The following is a 16,525-nucleotide window of genomic DNA, read 5'->3' on the forward strand; positions in this document are numbered from 1 at the left end:
AAGAGGGATTTTTGACAGTTTTTCGCACGAGGAAGGCAAATCATTGTGCTAGAGCCCTGCGCGTCATTCGAGGGCCTGGCGTTCGACGGTTTCTGTCGCGGATCGGTAAGAAAATGCCGTGGGTGGCTGCAAAAGCAGCTGCGTAGGTGCCGATTGGCGCACCAAATCCAAGGCAAAAAAAAGCCTGCATCGCTGCAGGCTTTTCTCTATCTGGCTCCACGACCTGGACTCGAACCAGGGACCCAATGATTAACAGTCATTTGCTCTACCAACTGAGCTATCGCGGAATGCGCCGTATGTTACTGATTAAAAAGAAGAAGTCAAGCACTGAGGTGCATTTGGACGAAAACCGCAAATCATGGCTGCCGCCCGCTATACCGGGCTGGCCATTTCCTTGGCCAGATCCAGCCACGCACGCGCCGCCGGTGGCAGGTGTGCGCTGGCGCGCCAGGCCAGGGCGATGTGCCAGTCGGTGTGGGGTTCGTCCAACGCAATCAAGGCAATACCCGCGTGTTGATGTTTGAGCGCGAGCATACGTGGCAGGAAGGCGACGCCCAGCCCGGCCGCCACCAAGTCAACGATAAAATCGATCTGCCCGCTGCGCGCAGTCACTCGGGGCGTGACGCCTTTGCGTTCACAGGCGGCGAGGATCTTGGCGTTCAGGGCGAAGCCGGCTTCGAACAAGATGAACGGTGAATCGGCCAGGTCGGTGAAGTCGATGCGTTTGCGCTTGGCCAGTGGGTGGCTGATGGGCAGTACCGCCATCAGTGGTTCATTGCGCACCGGCTGGTAGTCGAAGGCTTGGTCCACCGGCAACAGCAGCGCGGCAAGGTCGACCTCCCCGGCTTCCAGGCATTCGCGCAGTTTTTTGCTGCCGTATTCGGTGAGTTCGATTTCGATCTCAGGGTAGCGGCTGCGGTATGCCGCGAACATCGCCGCAAACAGCACGCCGCAGCCTACCGGTGGCAGGCCGATGCGCAGTACGCCGCGTTTGAGGCCGCGCAGGTCGTTGATCTCGGCCACCAAGTCATTGTGTTCGGCGAGCAACACCAGGGCGCGGCGGTAGGCGATTTCGCCAGCCGCCGTCAGCTCGTTACGGTGGCCCAGGCGGTTGAGCAGCGGCGTGCCGAGCTCGTCTTCGAGGGTCTTGACCGCCTTGCTCACGGTGGATTGGGTCAGGGCCACCACTTCAGCCGCCTGGGAGAAACCGCCCTGGCGCACCACTTCGACAAACGCCCGCACAGTTCTCAGGTTCATCGGTATTCCTATAGCGACTGGATACTAGTAATAAAAGTTGTTTTTATCATGCCAGCTTTTTGCTTATGGTGGTGCGACCCAGCTCTGTGGAGAACCCGTTCATGATCATCTCGTCCGCCTCCGACTACCGTGCAGCCGCCAAACGCAAGCTGCCGCGTTTTCTGTTCGATTACATCGACGGCGGCGCCTACGCCGAGCACACCCTGCGCGCCAACAGTTCGGACCTGGCCGAGATCAGCCTGCGCCAGCGCATCCTGCGCAATGTCGACAACCTGAGCCTCAAGACCCGCTTGTTCGGCCAGGAACTGGTCATGCCGGTGATTCTCAGCCCTGTGGGCCTGACCGGCATGTATGCGCGACGTGGCGAAGTGCAGGCAGCCAAGGCGGCAGCCAACAAGGGCATCCCGTTTTGCCTGTCGACGGTGTCGGTGTGCCCGATTGAAGAAGTGGCGTCGCAAAGCCCGCAGTCGATCTGGTTCCAGCTCTATGTGCTCAAGGACCGCGGCTTTATGCGCAATGCGCTGGAGCGCGCCCAGGCAGCGGGGGTGACCACGCTGGTGTTCACCGTCGATATGCCCACACCCGGCGCGCGTTACCGTGATGCGCATTCGGGCATGTCCGGGCCCTATGCGGCGCAGCGCCGGATGCTACAGGCCGTGTGCAAGCCGCAATGGGCCTTTGATGTGGGCTTGATGGGCCGCCCGCACGACCTGGGCAATATCTCCAAATACCTCGGCAAGCCCACCCACCTGGAAGACTACATTGGCTGGCTGGCGAACAATTTCGACCCATCGATCAGCTGGAAAGACCTGGAGTGGATCCGTGAGTTCTGGAAAGGCCCGATGATTATCAAGGGCATCCTCGACCCCCAGGACGCCAAGGACGCAGTGAGTTTCGGCGCCGACGGCATCGTGGTTTCCAACCACGGCGGGCGCCAGCTTGATGGCGTGCTGTCAACCGCCAAAGCCCTGCCGCCGATTGCCGAAGCCGTCGGCGATGACCTGACCGTGCTGGTGGACTCGGGCATTCGTTCGGGGCTCGACGTGGTACGCATGCTCGCCCTGGGCGCCAAGGGCTGCCTGCTGGGGCGCTCGACTGTGTATGCGCTGGCCGCCGCCGGCCAGTCCGGGGTGGAAAACCTGCTGGATATCTTCGCCAAGGAGATGCGCGTGGCCATGACCTTGACCGGCGTGACCTCGATTGATCAGATTGACCACACCACCTTGGTTCGAACAGCCAAATAACTGACGTCAGGGCGCAACGACTGGGGTGAGCTTTTTAAACAGTCGTTGATTTATAAGGTGTTTTTTTAAGTTATACAAAGTGGCATGAATCTCGCTCTAACCCCTTTCAAGCAGGTTAAGCAATAACAAGACGTGTGGCAGGGCCCAGGGGTTATAACCCATGGCAAAGCGGTTTAAACTGTTTCCAATGTTTTACGGAACTGAAGGAACAGTAAGACGCTTGGCATTTGCCACTCTCGTGCAGCCTGTAAGACAGTTAAGTGCTTAGAGGCCGTCAGCTTATGAAATCACCTACCCAGACCAACGCAATTGACTTCGACAGTGCCAAATTGCAACGCCTGGGGTTTGGTCAGCCTGCCCTGCTCCCACGTCGCCCCACCACACTTGCGCAACTTCGTCAGCAACTGAGCCAGCAATTGCAAACCAGCCTTGAGCCGGAACGCATCCTGGCGCTGTTCTTTCGCGAAGTTCAGCGGCTGGTGCCGTTGGACGCACTGCAATATCGCCATGAGGCCAGCGACTTGCGCCTGGAGTTTGGCCATCGAGGCCATCACTCGGTGAGCTACACCTTGAGCCATGAAGGCGAGCATCTGGGCGAGTTGATATTCCGGCGCAACCAACGTTTGCTGGACGACGAGTTGGCGCAACTGGAGTCGTTGCTGTCGACCTTGCTGTACCCGATGCGTAACGCCCTGCTCTACCGCGCCGCCACCCGCAGCGCCCTGCGTGACCCGCTGACCGAAACCGGCAACCGCATTGCGATGGACCAGACGCTGCAACGGGAAATTGACATGGCCCGGCGGCACCTGAGCCCGCTGTCTTTATTGATGCTGGACATTGACCACTTCAAGAAAATCAACGACACCCACGGCCATGCGGCGGGCGACATCGTATTGCGCGCGGTCGCTGACTCGATCAAAAGCCAGTTACGCAATGTGGACATGGTGTTTCGGTTTGGCGGGGAAGAGTTTTTGATCCTGCTGTCGAACACCGGGCGGGACGCGGCAGGAATGGTCGGCGAACGCCTGCGGCGGGCGGCAGAGGCTCAGGACTATTGGGCCGATGGCAAGCGGATTGAACTGACGGTGAGCCTGGGTTGCTCGACGCTGTTGGCGGCCGAGTCGGCAGAAAGCCTGTTGCGGCGGGCTGATAACGCCCTGTACGTGGCCAAGCGCGAAGGTCGCAACCGCTTGGCAATGGCGGGGTAAAACCCCGCCATCACGCTTACATCACGCCTCGCTGGCGACGCGAACCTGACGTTCGCGAACGGCTGCTGGCGCCTTTGCTTTTTCGTTCTCCAACCGCATGCAACTTTCCAAAAACAGGTACATATAGTCGTAGCTCTTGCACACCGCCTGGCGCAGTTCTACCTGCAAGGCTTTGCTCGGGTTCATCCCCGCCAATGTGCAGATGATTTCCAGCGCTTCCCAAGGGTGGGCGTCGTCGTATTGCGCGTGCATCTTCAACCACTTCATGGCGCGCTTGCGGTCTTCTTCAGGGAAGGCAGCCGCATACACTCCGGTCGAGCACACCACGGCGGACCACTCCCCAGTCGCCCCCTCGATCGCGTAGTTGGTCGCGGCAATCGCGACGATCAATGAATCGGCCGAGCTGGTGTGCCAGCACCAGTGACTCAGTGCGTGCAGCTCCGGTGGTACGTTCTGCGCTTGCAACTCTTCCAGGCTTACCCCGTGGGCGCGCGCCCAGTGCACCCAATAGTCGGCGTGGTTGAGTTCCACGCGAATATTACGCATCAGCCACCGGCGCGCCATATCCTCCCCAGGATGACGGGCAAACTTGGTCTTGGTGAGGTTCTGTGCCATGTACAAGGCAAACTGTTCAACCACTGGCCAGCCACCGATCAGGTAGTGGCGCATGGTCTTGGCGCTAAGCGTGTTGTCACGCATGCGCTGGTACAGTTCGTGTTCGACAACCCGGCGCTTGCTCTCACTACAGTCCTGGATCAGTTGTTGCGCCCAGGTTGGGTAACTCGAGGCGTCCATAAGCGGGCCGGTTCGGTTGAAGGTGTCGATCACTGTAGGGCTCCTTTTCTAGTGTGATTGTACAGACCGTCGAATGCTTCAGCGGAAAGTGCCGGGCGCCTTTAGCAACAGTGGCTGCGGCCGCACAGGTCGGCATTGCAGACTATCAAAGGTAAACAATTGCGGACGTTCGATCAGGTAGCCCTGAGCATAATCCACACCGATCTCAAGTAAAGCCTGCTCGATCAGCGGTGTTTCAACAAATTCGGCAATTGTGCGCTTACCCATGACGTGGCCGATGTGGTTGATCACTTCGACCATGGCACGGTTAATCGGGTCGTCCAGCATATCCTTTACGAAACTCCCGTCGATCTTCAGGAAGTCTACAGGCAAATGTTTAAGATAGGCGAATGAAGACATTCCGGCACAAAAGTCATCAAGTGAAAAATGGCAACCTAAGGCCTTGAGTTCATTAATAAAGCGGATTGCACTGCCCAAATTGGCAATAGCACTGGTCTCGGTTATTTCAAAACAAATCATTTCCGGCGGAATGCTGTAAGCCTCGAATTTCTCACGTAAAAATCCGAGAAAATCATCATCTCCAATAGTTATGCCTGACAGATTAATCGCACACATAGCCATAGGACGGCCTGCACGCTCTTGCATACAACGGGCGATAATCTTAAATACGTTTTCCACCACCCAACGGTCCAGCGAAGTCATCAAACCGTAACGTTCGGCAGCCGGAATAAAACTGTCCGGCAGGATGATCCGACCCGCCTCGTCATGCAGGCGCAGGAGAATCTCAATATGACCATTACCGCCATCGGTGTGACCCAGGGGTGAGATTTCCTGGGAATAGAGGCAAAAGCGATCTTCTTCCAAGGCCATGTGCAGACGCTGCACCCAGGCCATTTCGCCAAAGCGCAGGGACAATTCCGAATCATCGGCATGGTAGACCTGCACCCGGTTGCGGCCCTTTTCCTTGGCCATATAACAGGCCATATCAGCGGCGCGCAGCGAGGTTTCCAGGGTGGTCGGCGATTGCGAGATATGCACCAGGCCAATGCTCACGGTGGTCATGAACGGCCGGCCTTTCCACACAAAGTGCAGGCTTTGCACGGTATGACGCAGGCTTTCGGCGATCTTTTCCGCCACCGCTGCCGGGCAGTTCTCCAACAGGATGCCGAACTCGTCGCCGCCCAGGCGCGCCAGGGTGTCGCCTTCGCGCAGGTCCGATTGCAGCAACGCACAGATATGCCGCAACAGCTCATCACCCGCCGCATGCCCGCAAGTGTCGTTGACCAGCTTGAACTGGTCGAGGTCGAGGAACATCAAGGCATGCCGCCCGCTCTGCTGGCGCGACACCTGTTGCAACACCTGCTCCAGGCGGAACTCGAATTCGCGGCGGTTGGCCAGGCCCGTCAACGCATCGTGGGTCGCCTGCCACGACAGGTTGGCGATGTATTGGCGCTCCTGAGTCATGTCGTGCAGCACCAGCACCGCGCCGCTGACCTTGCCGGCACTGCGGATCGGCGCGCCTACCAGGGTGACTGACACCGTGCTGCCGTCCACGCGCTGGATCAGCTTGGAATGCCCGCTGCTGCCACTGAGTTCGCCCTTGATAATGTGTTCGATCAGTGCGAACCCATCGGGCTCGGCATTCTCATCGAGCAGGTTGAATAACGCCGCCAACGGCAACCCTTGGGCCTGCGCGTTTTTCCAATGGGTCAGCGCCTCGGCCGCCGGGTTCATGTAGGCAATGGCGCCGTCGACATCCGTGGTGATCACGCCGTCACCAATCGACTCCAGGGTGATCTGCGCCCGCTCCTTCTCGGCTTGCAGCGCGGTGGCAAAGGCATGGCGCTGAGTCAGCAGCTTGTGGGTACGCAGCAGCGCCAGCACGATCAAACCCAGGGCAGTGGCCAGGTTGGTGATCAGCAGCAGGCGCAGGATCATCCGCGAGCCTTCGCCCAAGGCATCGCTGAAGGCCTTGGCGGCCGGCGTCACGCCTTCGTTGATGGCGATGATGCGCGTCTTCCAGTCGGCAATGTCGCCAGAGTTGACTTGATCGCTGTGGATCGCCCGGTGCATCGCCTGGGCCAGGTCATCGAGTTGCACCAGGTAACCATCGCCGACGGTCCACAGTTCGATGGCTTTTTCCAGGTAGCTGAAATGACGAAAATTGAGGTACAGCCAGATCAGGCTGGACACGTCATCGGGGTGGTTGCCGCCCTTGAGGATGCTCAGGCGCGCGGCCGCAAGATCGGGCGTGGGTTGATCCAGCGCCACACGCAACTCGTGGCCGCCCTGGGGCACGGCGATGGCCTGCTGGTATTTGAGGAAGGTCGCTTCGTCGCGGTTATCGGCGTAAAGGGTCAGGTAGTAGATGGCATCTTTCTGGCCCTTGGACCACAAGCTCTCGCCTGCTACATAGCCGCGCACCGCTGACAGCATGTAGAGGCTGACGCAACCCAGCAACGCCTGGAACAGCACGACGGCGATAAAGGGCCAGACAATGCCCAGCAACCGAGGCTTGCTTAACGTCGCTGCGAGAGTACGCTTTTGCTTCATGAGGTCCCTTGCACATGCACTGCTTGATACGCACGCGAAAATCCGCTCTCGATAGCTCAGCTAAATCAACGAACTTGTTGCAGATGCCCGTAGAGCTTGGCGTACAGCCCTCCATCGGCAATCAACTGCTGATGGTCGCCATCTTCGGCGATATGCCCGCCATCAAACACCAGTACCCGGTCGGCCTGCTTCACCGCAGAAAGCCTGTGGGCGATGATCAGTGTAGTACGCCCACTGAGAAACCGCGCCAGCGCCTGGTGCAGGTTGTACTCGGTGGCGGCGTCCAGGGCCGAGGTGGCCTCGTCCAGTATCACCACTTTCGGCTCGGCCAGCACCATGCGCGCGATCGCCAGGCGTTGGCGCTGCCCGCCTGAAAAACGCACACCCGAACGCCCCACCACACTGTCCAGGCCCAAGGGCAGTGCCTTGACGGTAGCATCCAACTGGGCGATTTCCAGTGCCTGCCAGCAGGCTTGGTCGCTGCGGGCGCGGCCCATGGTCAGGTTGGCGCGCACGGTGTCGTTGAACAGCGCCGGGTGTTGCAGCACCACTGCGACGTTCTCGCGGATGGTCGCCAGGCCGATTTCCTGCTGGGTGGCACCGCCGAAACGAATACTGCCGGCCTGTGGCGTATAGAGCCCCAAAAGCAGTTGCACCAGGGTACTTTTGCCGCCGCCGCTGGCGCCGACAATCGCGACCTTCTCGCCGGGTGCGATGGTCAGGTTCAACTGGTTGAGTACCAACTCTTCGCCATAGCCGAAGTTGAGGCCGCGCACCTCGATGCCGACAGTCTCACGCCCGGTGAACGGGTCTTCGCCGCCGGCATATTGCGGCTCGTCGGCGCGTGCCAGCAGCTCGTTGATCCGCGTCAGCGCACCACCTGCGGCGTAGTAGGCATATTGCAGGTTCAGCAGTTGCTCCACGGGGCCGATCATGAACCACAGGTAGCTGAACACCGCGAGCATCTGGCCGATGGACAGGTCGGAAAACAACACGGTGAGCATCGCCGCCGCGCGAAAGATGTCGATACCGAACTGGAACAACAAGCCACTGGCGCGGCTGGAGGCGTCGGTTTTCCATTGCGAGTGGATCGCGTAGTCGCGCACTTCCTGGGCGCGCTGGCCCAGGCGCCCGAGGAAAAACCCCTGGCGATTGCCGGCACGCACTTCCTGGATGGCGTCGAGGGTTTCGGTCAGCGCTTGGGTAAAGCGCGACGTGCTGTCGTTCTCCAGCTTCTTCAGGTGTTTGACGCGTTTGCCCAACTGCACCGTGGCGTAGATCACCAAGGGGTTGAACAGCAGGATCAACAGCGCCAGTTGCCAGTGCATCCACACCAGAATCGCCGAGGTGCCGACCAGCGTGAGCATGGCCACCAGAAAGCGGCTGAGGGTTTCACCGACAAACTTGTCCAGCGTGTCCAGGTCGGTGACCAGATGCGTGGTCACCGTGCCACTGCCCAGGCTTTCGTATTCGCCCAGGGAAATCCGCTTGAGCCGTTCGATCAGGCGCACGCGGATGCGGTACACAATATCCTTGGCCAGCCGCGCAAACAGCCGCGCCTGCACCACGTTGAACACCAGTGCGCCGCAGCGCAGGCATAGGGTCACCAACAGCATCAGGCCGATATACCCAGCGGCCTTTTGCCAGCCCAGTGGCAACGCGTGGTTCATCACCTTGAGCGCTGCATCGCCGTGGCCCAGCAGCACTTCGTCCACCAGCAGCGGCAACAGCAAAGGAATAGGCACGCTGCACAGGGTCGCCAGCACGGCAACACCATTGGCGATCCACAGGGATTTCTTGTGACGCAGGGCCAGGCGGCGAATTTCCGCCCAGGTCAGTCGGTCGGTGCGTTTGGGCTCATCCTGCACAGGTGGCACGCTCCAGCCATCGGGCGAGCAAGGGCGACAGCTCGGACAACGGCTGATAGCCGTTGGTCAGCAACGCCAGCTGGCCATTACGCTCGGCCAACAGCGTCGGGAAACCGGCAATGCCCAAGTCCTGCACCCAGGTAAAATCAGCCGCCGTCGCCGCATGTTGCTCGGCGCGGTCGAAGGCGCCGGCAAACTCGATGCGCGGAATGCCCGCCTGCTCGGCCAGTTCCACCAGCACGCTGGCGAGGGTCACATCGCGGCCCTCGACATAAAACGCACGCTGGATCAGCCCCAGCAGTGTCCAGGCGCAATCCGGCGCCAGGCTGCGCGCGGTGACGATGGCGCGGCATGCAGGCTCGGTGTCATAGACAAAGCCGTCGGGCAACGCGCCTTCGCGCTTGAACGGCTGGCCGGTGGCATCGGTGACGGCCTGCCAGTGCTCAAGGATATAGCGCCGCGTAGTCGGCTCCAGCGCCGCGCCGCTGCCGGTGCGCAAACCGCCCACCACCAGGTGCACATCCACGCCGGCCGCCTGGGCCTGCTCAACCAGCGCCTGCGCCACCGGGGCAAAGCCCCAGCACCAGGAACACATCGGGTCCATCACATAGAGCAGGCGCGCGGGCATGGGTCAGGCCTCGGAAGGGGTTTGCTTGTAGTTGAAGCCAATCGGGTGCGGCATGTTGCGGGCCTTGGCCAGCTCGATCTGCTTTTGCCGATCGATGGCGCTGCGACGGGTCTTCTCCGGCAGCTTATCCCAGCAATGCGGGCAACTGATGCCAGCCACATAATGCTCGGACGCGCGGTCTTCTACGCTGACCGGTGTGCGACAGGCATGACATTGATCGTAGTCGCCTTCGCTGAGGTCGTGGCGTACGGTGACGCGATTGTCGAAGACAAAACAGTCGCCCTGCCATTTGGTTTCTGCCTGCGGCACCTCTTCGAGGTACTTCAGGATCCCGCCTTTAAGGTGGTAAACCTCGTCGAAACCTTCGCTCAGCATATAGCTGGAGGCTTTTTCGCAACGAATGCCGCCGGTGCAGAACATCGCGACTTTCTTGTGCTTGGCCGGGTCGAAGTTGGCTTTGATGTAGTCGGGAAATTCGCGAAAACTGGTGGTTTTCGGGTCGATTGCGCCTTCAAAGGTGCCGATCGACACTTCGTAGTCGTTGCGGGTGTCGATCAACAGAACTTCAGGGTCGCTGATCAACGCGTTCCAGTCTTGCGGCTCAACGTAGGTGCCGACTTTTTTGTTCGGGTCGACGCCTTCGACGCCCAGGGTCACGATCTCTTTCTTGAGCTTGACCTTGGTGCGGTAGAACGGCTGATCGTCGCAGTACGACTCTTTGTGGTCGATGTCGTCCATGCGCGGGTCTTTCTTGAGCCAGGCCATCAGGCCGTCAATGCCTTCGCGGCTGCCGGAAACGGTGCCGTTGATGCCTTCTTCGGCGATCAGCAAGGTGCCTTTGATGCCGTTGTCGACCATTGCCTGCAGCAGTGGCTCGCGCAGGGCGACGTAATCTTCGAGGGTGACGAACTTATACAGTGCCGCCACGACGATAGGTTGAGTCATGGGTAATCTCTCCAGGTGGCTACCCTCGTAAGGGGTGAACCGGATGCAAAATGACGCCGGCCAGGCGACGCGGCGCGTATTCTAGCAAAACCACGCCGCCACCGCATCGACACGCAACCGCTGACATGTGCTCAGCGGTGTGGGTTACGTACCCCCTCCACTCGGTACCGCTGCCCCCCGAGATGGCTGAACATCAAACGATAGGCACCGCGTCCACGAGCAGCGGCGTAGCCGTGCAAATCAGCGGACCACAGTTGGTCTCTGTGAACATGCCAATGTACCGCGCCGAAACGCCCTTCACGCAAGTGGCTGAGGGTAAGGGCAATACTGCGGCGCTCACGGCCCGATAGTTGGGTATCTACAAGCCTCGCGGTATCGATCTCCATCTGCGGGGCAGCGGCTCTCGCTGCCGCCGGCGCCACCAACGGCACCTGCGCCTGTGCTTGCCGACCACCGCGTGCGCGACCTGAGCCAGCCACCAGTGTCGTCGCCCCAACCTCGAAGGCGCTTGGCCCCGCCTGCTGACCGCTCGCGGCAGCGGACTCACTCCCGGGGCTTCGCAACACTAGTGCGCTATAGCCCATGCGTTTCAACTCGGGCAGCGGGTTACGATTCCCCTCCAGTAGGCTTTCGAAGTCTCCCGGTTGGTCCTCAGGACCAGCATAACCATAGATGGCCCCCTGACGTTTATAGATGTAAAGGGACATACCGCCTTCGGCAGGGCGGCGCGCATAGGCAAAATTCACCAGCCGCTCCGTTTCATCGTGACTCAACTGCCCCTGCTGCACCAAATTGATCGCCACCTCCGAAATATTCCTGGCGAACTCTTCTTCCAGTTGATGCGCTGAGCTGGCCGGGGCCTGCGGCTGCATGTTTCTATAGGAGCCGAGGCGGCTGGCGCCAAAGAGTACGCCTCCCACCAGAGCGCCCACAGCCCCCCCCAAATTTGCATTACCCAGCAGCGCTCCCGCCCCCAGGCCCAGCAAGACTAAAAACAACAAAATAATAATACCGCCCTGTATCCGGGTATTTTCCACGGCCGCCGGCTGCAGCCCCATCGAATCAACGAACGTGATCGGGTTGTTGAACGCCATGAGGTAAGGATTGAGCTGCCCATCATCCCCTGCTGGGTCGGGGCTTATCCATCGCTGCAACCACGGGGCGTAATAGCGCAAACCGTAGTAATACAAACCGCTGCCGTCCCGCTCCTTGCCCGAATATCGGCGGGTTTTGTAGCTACCGTCCACCGCATTGCGCGATGCCCACCACGCCGTGCCCCCATAGGGAAAATAACTCTCCTGGCTCAATAACTCGGCCTGCTCGCCCAACTCCAGCGCATGACTCGATTGCGGGTCCGTCAGGCAAAAACGCAGGGTTTCATCGGGGGCCCCCTCATCGAGTCCCAGCTCCCATTGCAAGACCTCAACCGTGCAACACGCCACTTCAAGGCGCACTACATTCAACCGACGCAACGGCCGATGGCGCAGCTCCAGGCCAGGCAAGTAATACACACGAGCCGTTTGCCGGCTGCCGGCCACCTGCTGGTGAGTGAGCTTGAGCGCACGCTGGCCGTCGCCTGCATACACATAAGCCTCCTCATCCGAGGCCCCGTCCTCGCGCACAATTGACGTGACCCCGGCCAATTGATTACGCACATTCCACGCCATCGGCAGGCCGCGCCCCAGTTGTTGCTGATTGCCATTGGCATCGAAGCCCTGCGCCAACTCGGCCACCGGATGCTCGCTCGACAACGCCCGGTTGCTGCCCGTCGCCACCTGCATATCGCGGGTGTAGCCGACGCCACTGGACGGCACATGACGCAGCCGGGTCAGGTTGCCCCCCTCGTCATAGGCATAGTGCTGGGTGTAGTTGCGCCATAAACCGGCATCGGTCGAACCGAACGAAATACGCGCGGGCAGCGCCGGGCCGAGGGCGGCGGCCGCACTTTCCCGGCCCGTCGCCTGAGTCAGTTGGTACAGCGAGTCGTATTCATAGCGGTATGAAGCATCCACTTGCGTGTTGTGGCTCCATTTCGTCGGTTGCGCCTGATCTCGCAGGGCTGAAACATTTCCCACCGGGTCATAGTCGTAATTCAAATCCTGTAACGGCGCCGCCAGCTCATTTTTACGGTACGCCATCAGCCGATGCCTACGGCCATCCTCGGCCCGATAGGCGGCCTGGCTGCTCACGCCATTGCCCAACAGGGCCGCTTCCACCTGACCGGCGGCATTGTAGTCGTAGCGTTCTATGACGGTCTTGCGCGCGCCACCTTTCAAGGTGAGGTGAATATGTTTCGCCTGTCCGTCCAGCCCATAGGCAAAGTGCCGGCCATTATCCTTGGCGTCGACCTGTTCCAAGGTGCCGCCAACGGCATCGAACTTCCAACGTGTGGTGTAACGCACGCTTTCCAATTGCTGGTTCTGATCGGCCTGGGCAAGCGGCCAGTCAACCTCGCCGGGAGCCTCGCGAAACCGCCGCGTTTGCAGCTGCACTTGCCCGGTAATCGCATACTCGTCGAACACCTGCGTGCCCGCCGGGTCGGCATGGCGTACCAGACGGCCGCTGCTGTTAAGCGCGCTATGCTCGGGGGTTGGCGAGGCATACACCAGGCGTTCGACACAGTAGGGTTGCGCTTGGTCGGCAGCTTGTTCGAACACCGCCACCGGGCGCTGCAAAGCATCGTAGTCGTGGCGCTGATACGCCCCCCGCCCGTCCCAGGCATGCATCAGTTGCCCGGAGGGCGCCGACAGCATCAGCCGCATGCCGGCATCCACATCGTTGCGGCGGACCAGCGTGCCGGACAGGCTGTACACCGACACCTGGTTCGCTTCGGTCAAGGGTTTGCTCAATTTAAGGGCATACAGTCGCGGGTCCCACTGCTGCAGTAGCAGGCCGCTGGCCCCATAGACCTGGCGCCGGACACGGGCCGTTGGCGCAGCCTGGGGGGTGGCGCGCAGGTAAGCGACGCTACGCACGGTCAACCCACGGGGGTCGAATGCCGCAAGCGAAGGCGTATTTCGATGAAGTGAAGCAGACATGATCAGATGGCCTGAATTGCACGATGGTCGGAAAAGCCTAGGGTTCCTGTTCTGGACAGAGGTGGTATCGATGTATGGACGTCTCAACCTCGCCGGGTCGATGCCTGTAAATAGCTATGCCTGCCCCCCTCAACCTGCGTGATAGCGTTTTTCATTGCCCGCCGGACCCATCGGTGGGCGTGAAGGAACGTATGAATATGCAAGCCGACAGCAGCTCCTTGCTCGCTCAACTGATTGATCACGCACGCCCTCCCGCCTCAGGCCGGGCGGATTTCAAAACCGCGCTGCAGCGCCTCAACATTCATTCGGTATTCGACATTGTGCGACTCAGCGAAAAAGCCTTCGCAGAGCAACTGGCAACCTACAACGATGACGATGCCCACACGGTGTACCTCAAGGCCCAGAGCGCCGCCGCGCAACTGGAAACGCTATTTCGCGAACAACAAGTCTCATCCCCCTCTCCTTCGCGTAATAAACGCAGTGTCGCCCCCGAAACCAGCGCCACCTACCAGGCCTTATTCAACGAAAACTGGCATCAGTTCTGCGCCAGTTCATCCATCGCCGCGGTCGATTCGCCGGCTGCCTACCTACGGGCGCTCTATCTGTTCGCCCTGCAACTGGAACAAAATGCCAAGGGCGCCAACGCGGTCAAGCTGTCGCAGCGACGCCCGGACCTCGAAGCATTGATGATCAACCAACACAGCGTGTCGGGCCAGGTCCCCATGTTGTCAATCGTCAACCAGATCTTGCTCAAAAATATCGCGTCGGCCAAAGACGAAGATACCTATGAGGTGCTGAGAAAAACCTGGTATCCGTTTTCACTGCCCTATCACTTCCACCATCAGCAATGCCAACGGGGCCTGGTAGGAGACAAGCCGACGTTGGGGGAGTTGAACTATCGCATCAGTCGCCAACTGCCCCTGGCGGGAGAAACCAGCAATTACGGGCAGGTCGGCGAACAGAACAACGAGGTCCAATGTCAGTTATCGGGGTTGAGCCCTGAACAACAGACAATGCTGAAAAAAGAATGGGTAACCGCCGCGGACGCGAAAAAATTCTATCTCGATTATTACGGCTGGGAGAATGAGCGGATCGGACCGGAGACGCTCACTGACTTTCTGAGCCATACACAACTGGATGCCGAACAACTTCAGGCGCTGCTTGCACAGCAGACTCAATCACCACGCAAATCGCTTTACTGCACGCAAGATACCGCCCTCACTTACGGTGCGTGCTACATCAACGGCACGACCACGCCCGCTATCAGCCTGGACAACGCCAAGCTGACCCACGTTAACCTTGAGCGCTTCGACAGACTGCAACGCATGATTCGCCTACAGCGCCGGCTCGGCCTGCCTTTCGCGCAATTGGACACCCTGATAGTCAGCGCCATGCGCTGCGAAGGCAAAAAAAACAGCGAATTGCGGATCACCCATAACACCCTCCGGGCGCTGGGGGTCTTTTGCTATCTAAGCAAGCGCTACGGGTTGCAAGCCGAAGAATTTGCCGCCTGGCTCCATCAGTTGCCCGTTCATGCCTCAGGCGAACGCGTGTCGTTGTTCGACCAGGTATTCAATCGCACGGGCTCTGCCCTGCCCCCCCTATATCTGGACGGCGTTACGTTCGACGCTACCACCCGGCAACAACTCTGCGCCGGGTTGGGCCTGCAAGACACTCAAGAGTCGCTGCAACTACTGATCAGCCCCAACAAGCCTGCAACCCGTACGATCGAGACGGTCAGCGAGATCTATCGGCAAGCGCGAATCGCCCGCCTGTTTGGCGTGTCGGTCATGGAATGCCGACAATTGGTGCAGATGCTCGGGAAGGCAAACTTTCTCACGCAGTTGCGCAACCCAACGTTACGACACAAGCCGAAAGGCGTGTCTGACTTTCTCGATATGCTCATGCACCTGGAATGGGCTAGCCGTTGGTTCAAGGAAAACGGCAGCAGCCTGGCGCTGTTCAGGCACCAGCTATTGCTGGATCAGCAAGTCCAGGACCCGGCCATCAACCTGCTATTGAAGGAGTTCGCCAGCTATGACCAAGCATCTCTTTCCAAACAGTTGCAACGGCGCACTCTTACTCAGCAACCCGATGACGAACAAAATCGCTTGCCCGTCGTTGACTGGGAAGCCTTGGCCTATACAGCGCTGCAACGGATGCGTCCCGACACAACCATCGAGGTGGCGCTCGATGAAGTGCTCTCTACCGTTAAAATCAGCATTGATGCTACACGTACAAAAAGCATAATCGACATAGCGAGGCCTGAACTCAACACCGTGCTGAACACGGTGCGTAATGATTTGTGGACTTTGTATCTACGCCTTAAAAAAATTATCCAAGACGTCCCCCATGCGCCAGGCAATGCCAATGGCTATCAAAAATACGACCAGCACCACCATTTCGTGCGCTTACATGCCCCCGATGACCCGCCGCTGCAAACCCTCGCCTACTTGATACTGCTGCTACCTCACGCCGCCAATGTTCTGCAACTGCCCCTCAGTTCACATGCACTTCACCAGTTCCTGATCAATCCGCACTGGCTAGCAAATGGGTACAAGGCGTTTTCACTGCTTGAACTAACCCCGCACAACCTCTACCTCATGCAGCAGTTCAAACATTGCATCGACCGCAGCGGCGTAACAGAAGAGCAGCTTCTCAACTACTTCGAACAAGCCAATACCCGGCCCAACGGGGCAGCGCAGAACACCAGCGAAGAAACGAACGAGCACCTCGCTCAACTTTTAGGTTGGAGTGCCAGTGAAATCGATGCCTTCAGCAGCCAACTGAACCCTCCACGTATTACCTCAATGAGCCGCCTGGACTGGGTGCTGCGCTGCCGCCAAGCCAGTCTCGACACTGGCCTGCCTGCCAACATGCTGATTAAAGCCAGCCAACTGAATACCCACTCGACATTTGCTCAATGGAAGGTCGTCGGTGAGGCGGTCACAAGTGCGCATCCATAACCCATTAACACCCTACCCACTTT

General features: G+C 59.4%; 10 protein-coding genes and 1 tRNA gene. 3 read left to right on the forward strand and 8 right to left on the reverse strand.

Features of this window, described 5'->3' with window-relative positions:
- Positions 1–211: 211 nt before the first annotated feature.
- Positions 212–287: transfer RNA gene (locus PSH96_RS19665), tRNA-Asn, on the reverse strand.
- A gap of 85 nt (positions 288–372) precedes the next feature.
- Entirely contained in the window at positions 373–1,257 is an 885-nt protein-coding gene (locus PSH96_RS19670) for a LysR family transcriptional regulator (protein WP_305454451.1), read from the reverse strand.
- 101 nt (positions 1,258–1,358) lie between these two features.
- Here PSH96_RS19670 and lldD point away from each other — a divergent pair, with 101 nt between their 5' ends.
- On the forward strand, positions 1,359–2,501 hold the full coding sequence (lldD, locus tag PSH96_RS19675; RefSeq protein ID WP_305454452.1) for an FMN-dependent L-lactate dehydrogenase LldD: 1,143 nt from the start codon (positions 1,359–1,361) through the stop codon (positions 2,499–2,501).
- A 281-nt stretch (positions 2,502–2,782) separates the two neighbouring features.
- On the forward strand, positions 2,783–3,709 hold the full coding sequence (locus tag PSH96_RS19680; RefSeq protein WP_305454453.1) for a GGDEF domain-containing protein: 927 nt from the start codon (positions 2,783–2,785) through the stop codon (positions 3,707–3,709).
- Positions 3,710–3,730: 21 nt separating this feature from the next.
- On the opposite strand, the gene PSH96_RS19685 is transcribed toward PSH96_RS19680, so the two are convergent.
- The 6 genes from PSH96_RS19685 to PSH96_RS19710 all read right to left on the reverse strand — a co-directional run bounded on the left by PSH96_RS19685 (position 3,731) and on the right by PSH96_RS19710 (position 13,335).
- Positions 3,731–4,504: a TenA family transcriptional regulator gene (locus PSH96_RS19685; RefSeq protein WP_370694373.1), complete on the reverse strand. Its 774-nt coding sequence runs from the start codon at positions 4,502–4,504 to the stop codon at positions 3,731–3,733.
- A 78-nt stretch (positions 4,505–4,582) separates the two neighbouring features.
- Positions 4,583–7,057 (reverse strand): EAL domain-containing protein, encoded by a 2,475-nt coding sequence (locus PSH96_RS19690; RefSeq protein WP_305454455.1) that lies wholly within the window; start codon positions 7,055–7,057, stop codon positions 4,583–4,585.
- Positions 7,058–7,122: 65 nt separating this feature from the next.
- Positions 7,123–8,925 carry an ABC transporter ATP-binding protein gene (locus tag PSH96_RS19695; protein ID WP_305454457.1) on the reverse strand — a complete coding sequence of 601 codons (1,803 nt, stop codon included), beginning with the start codon at positions 8,923–8,925 and terminating at the stop codon, positions 7,123–7,125.
- Positions 8,915–9,520, reverse strand: a complete 606-nt coding sequence (locus PSH96_RS19700; RefSeq protein WP_177034541.1) for a DsbA family protein — start codon at positions 9,518–9,520, stop codon at positions 8,915–8,917. Before PSH96_RS19700 ends, PSH96_RS19695 begins: the two co-directional genes overlap by 11 nt.
- 36 nt (positions 9,521–9,556) lie before the next feature.
- Positions 9,557–10,498, reverse strand: a complete 942-nt coding sequence (locus PSH96_RS19705) for a rhodanese-related sulfurtransferase (RefSeq protein WP_305454458.1) — start codon at positions 10,496–10,498, stop codon at positions 9,557–9,559.
- Between the two features lie 131 nt (positions 10,499–10,629).
- Positions 10,630–13,335 (reverse strand): RHS repeat domain-containing protein, encoded by a 2,706-nt coding sequence (locus PSH96_RS19710; protein ID WP_305454459.1) that lies wholly within the window; start codon positions 13,333–13,335, stop codon positions 10,630–10,632.
- Positions 13,336–13,733: 398 nt separating this feature from the next.
- Between PSH96_RS19710 and PSH96_RS19715 the strand changes: the two genes are divergently transcribed.
- Positions 13,734–16,502, forward strand: coding sequence for a Tc toxin subunit A (locus PSH96_RS19715; RefSeq protein WP_305454461.1), 2,769 nt, complete (start codon positions 13,734–13,736; stop codon positions 16,500–16,502).
- Positions 16,503–16,525: the final 23 nt, after the last annotated feature.

Origin of the sequence: Pseudomonas sp. FP2338 (assembly GCF_030687515.1) — a bacterium.
In the GTDB taxonomy this organism is placed as follows: domain Bacteria; phylum Pseudomonadota; class Gammaproteobacteria; order Pseudomonadales; family Pseudomonadaceae; genus Aquipseudomonas; species Aquipseudomonas salomonii.

What these genes read in the sequence shown, in the direction of transcription:
- PSH96_RS19670 (WP_305454451.1), bottom strand. Translation starts at nt 1,257, where the DNA reads ATGAACCTGAGAACTGTGCGGGCGTTTGTCGAAGTGGTGCGCCAGGGC.
- lldD (WP_305454452.1), top strand. Translation starts at nt 1,359, where the DNA reads ATGATCATCTCGTCCGCCTCCGACTACCGTGCAGCCGCCAAACGCAAG.
- PSH96_RS19680 (WP_305454453.1), top strand. Translation starts at nt 2,783, where the DNA reads ATGAAATCACCTACCCAGACCAACGCAATTGACTTCGACAGTGCCAAA.
- PSH96_RS19685 (WP_370694373.1), bottom strand. Translation starts at nt 4,504, where the DNA reads ATGGACGCCTCGAGTTACCCAACCTGGGCGCAACAACTGATCCAGGAC.
- PSH96_RS19690 (WP_305454455.1), bottom strand. Translation starts at nt 7,057, where the DNA reads ATGAAGCAAAAGCGTACTCTCGCAGCGACGTTAAGCAAGCCTCGGTTG.
- PSH96_RS19700 (WP_177034541.1), bottom strand. Translation starts at nt 9,520, where the DNA reads ATGTGTTCCTGGTGCTGGGGCTTTGCCCCGGTGGCGCAGGCGCTGGTT.
- PSH96_RS19705 (WP_305454458.1), bottom strand. Translation starts at nt 10,498, where the DNA reads ATGACTCAACCTATCGTCGTGGCGGCACTGTATAAGTTCGTCACCCTC.
- PSH96_RS19715 (WP_305454461.1), top strand. Translation starts at nt 13,734, where the DNA reads ATGCAAGCCGACAGCAGCTCCTTGCTCGCTCAACTGATTGATCACGCA.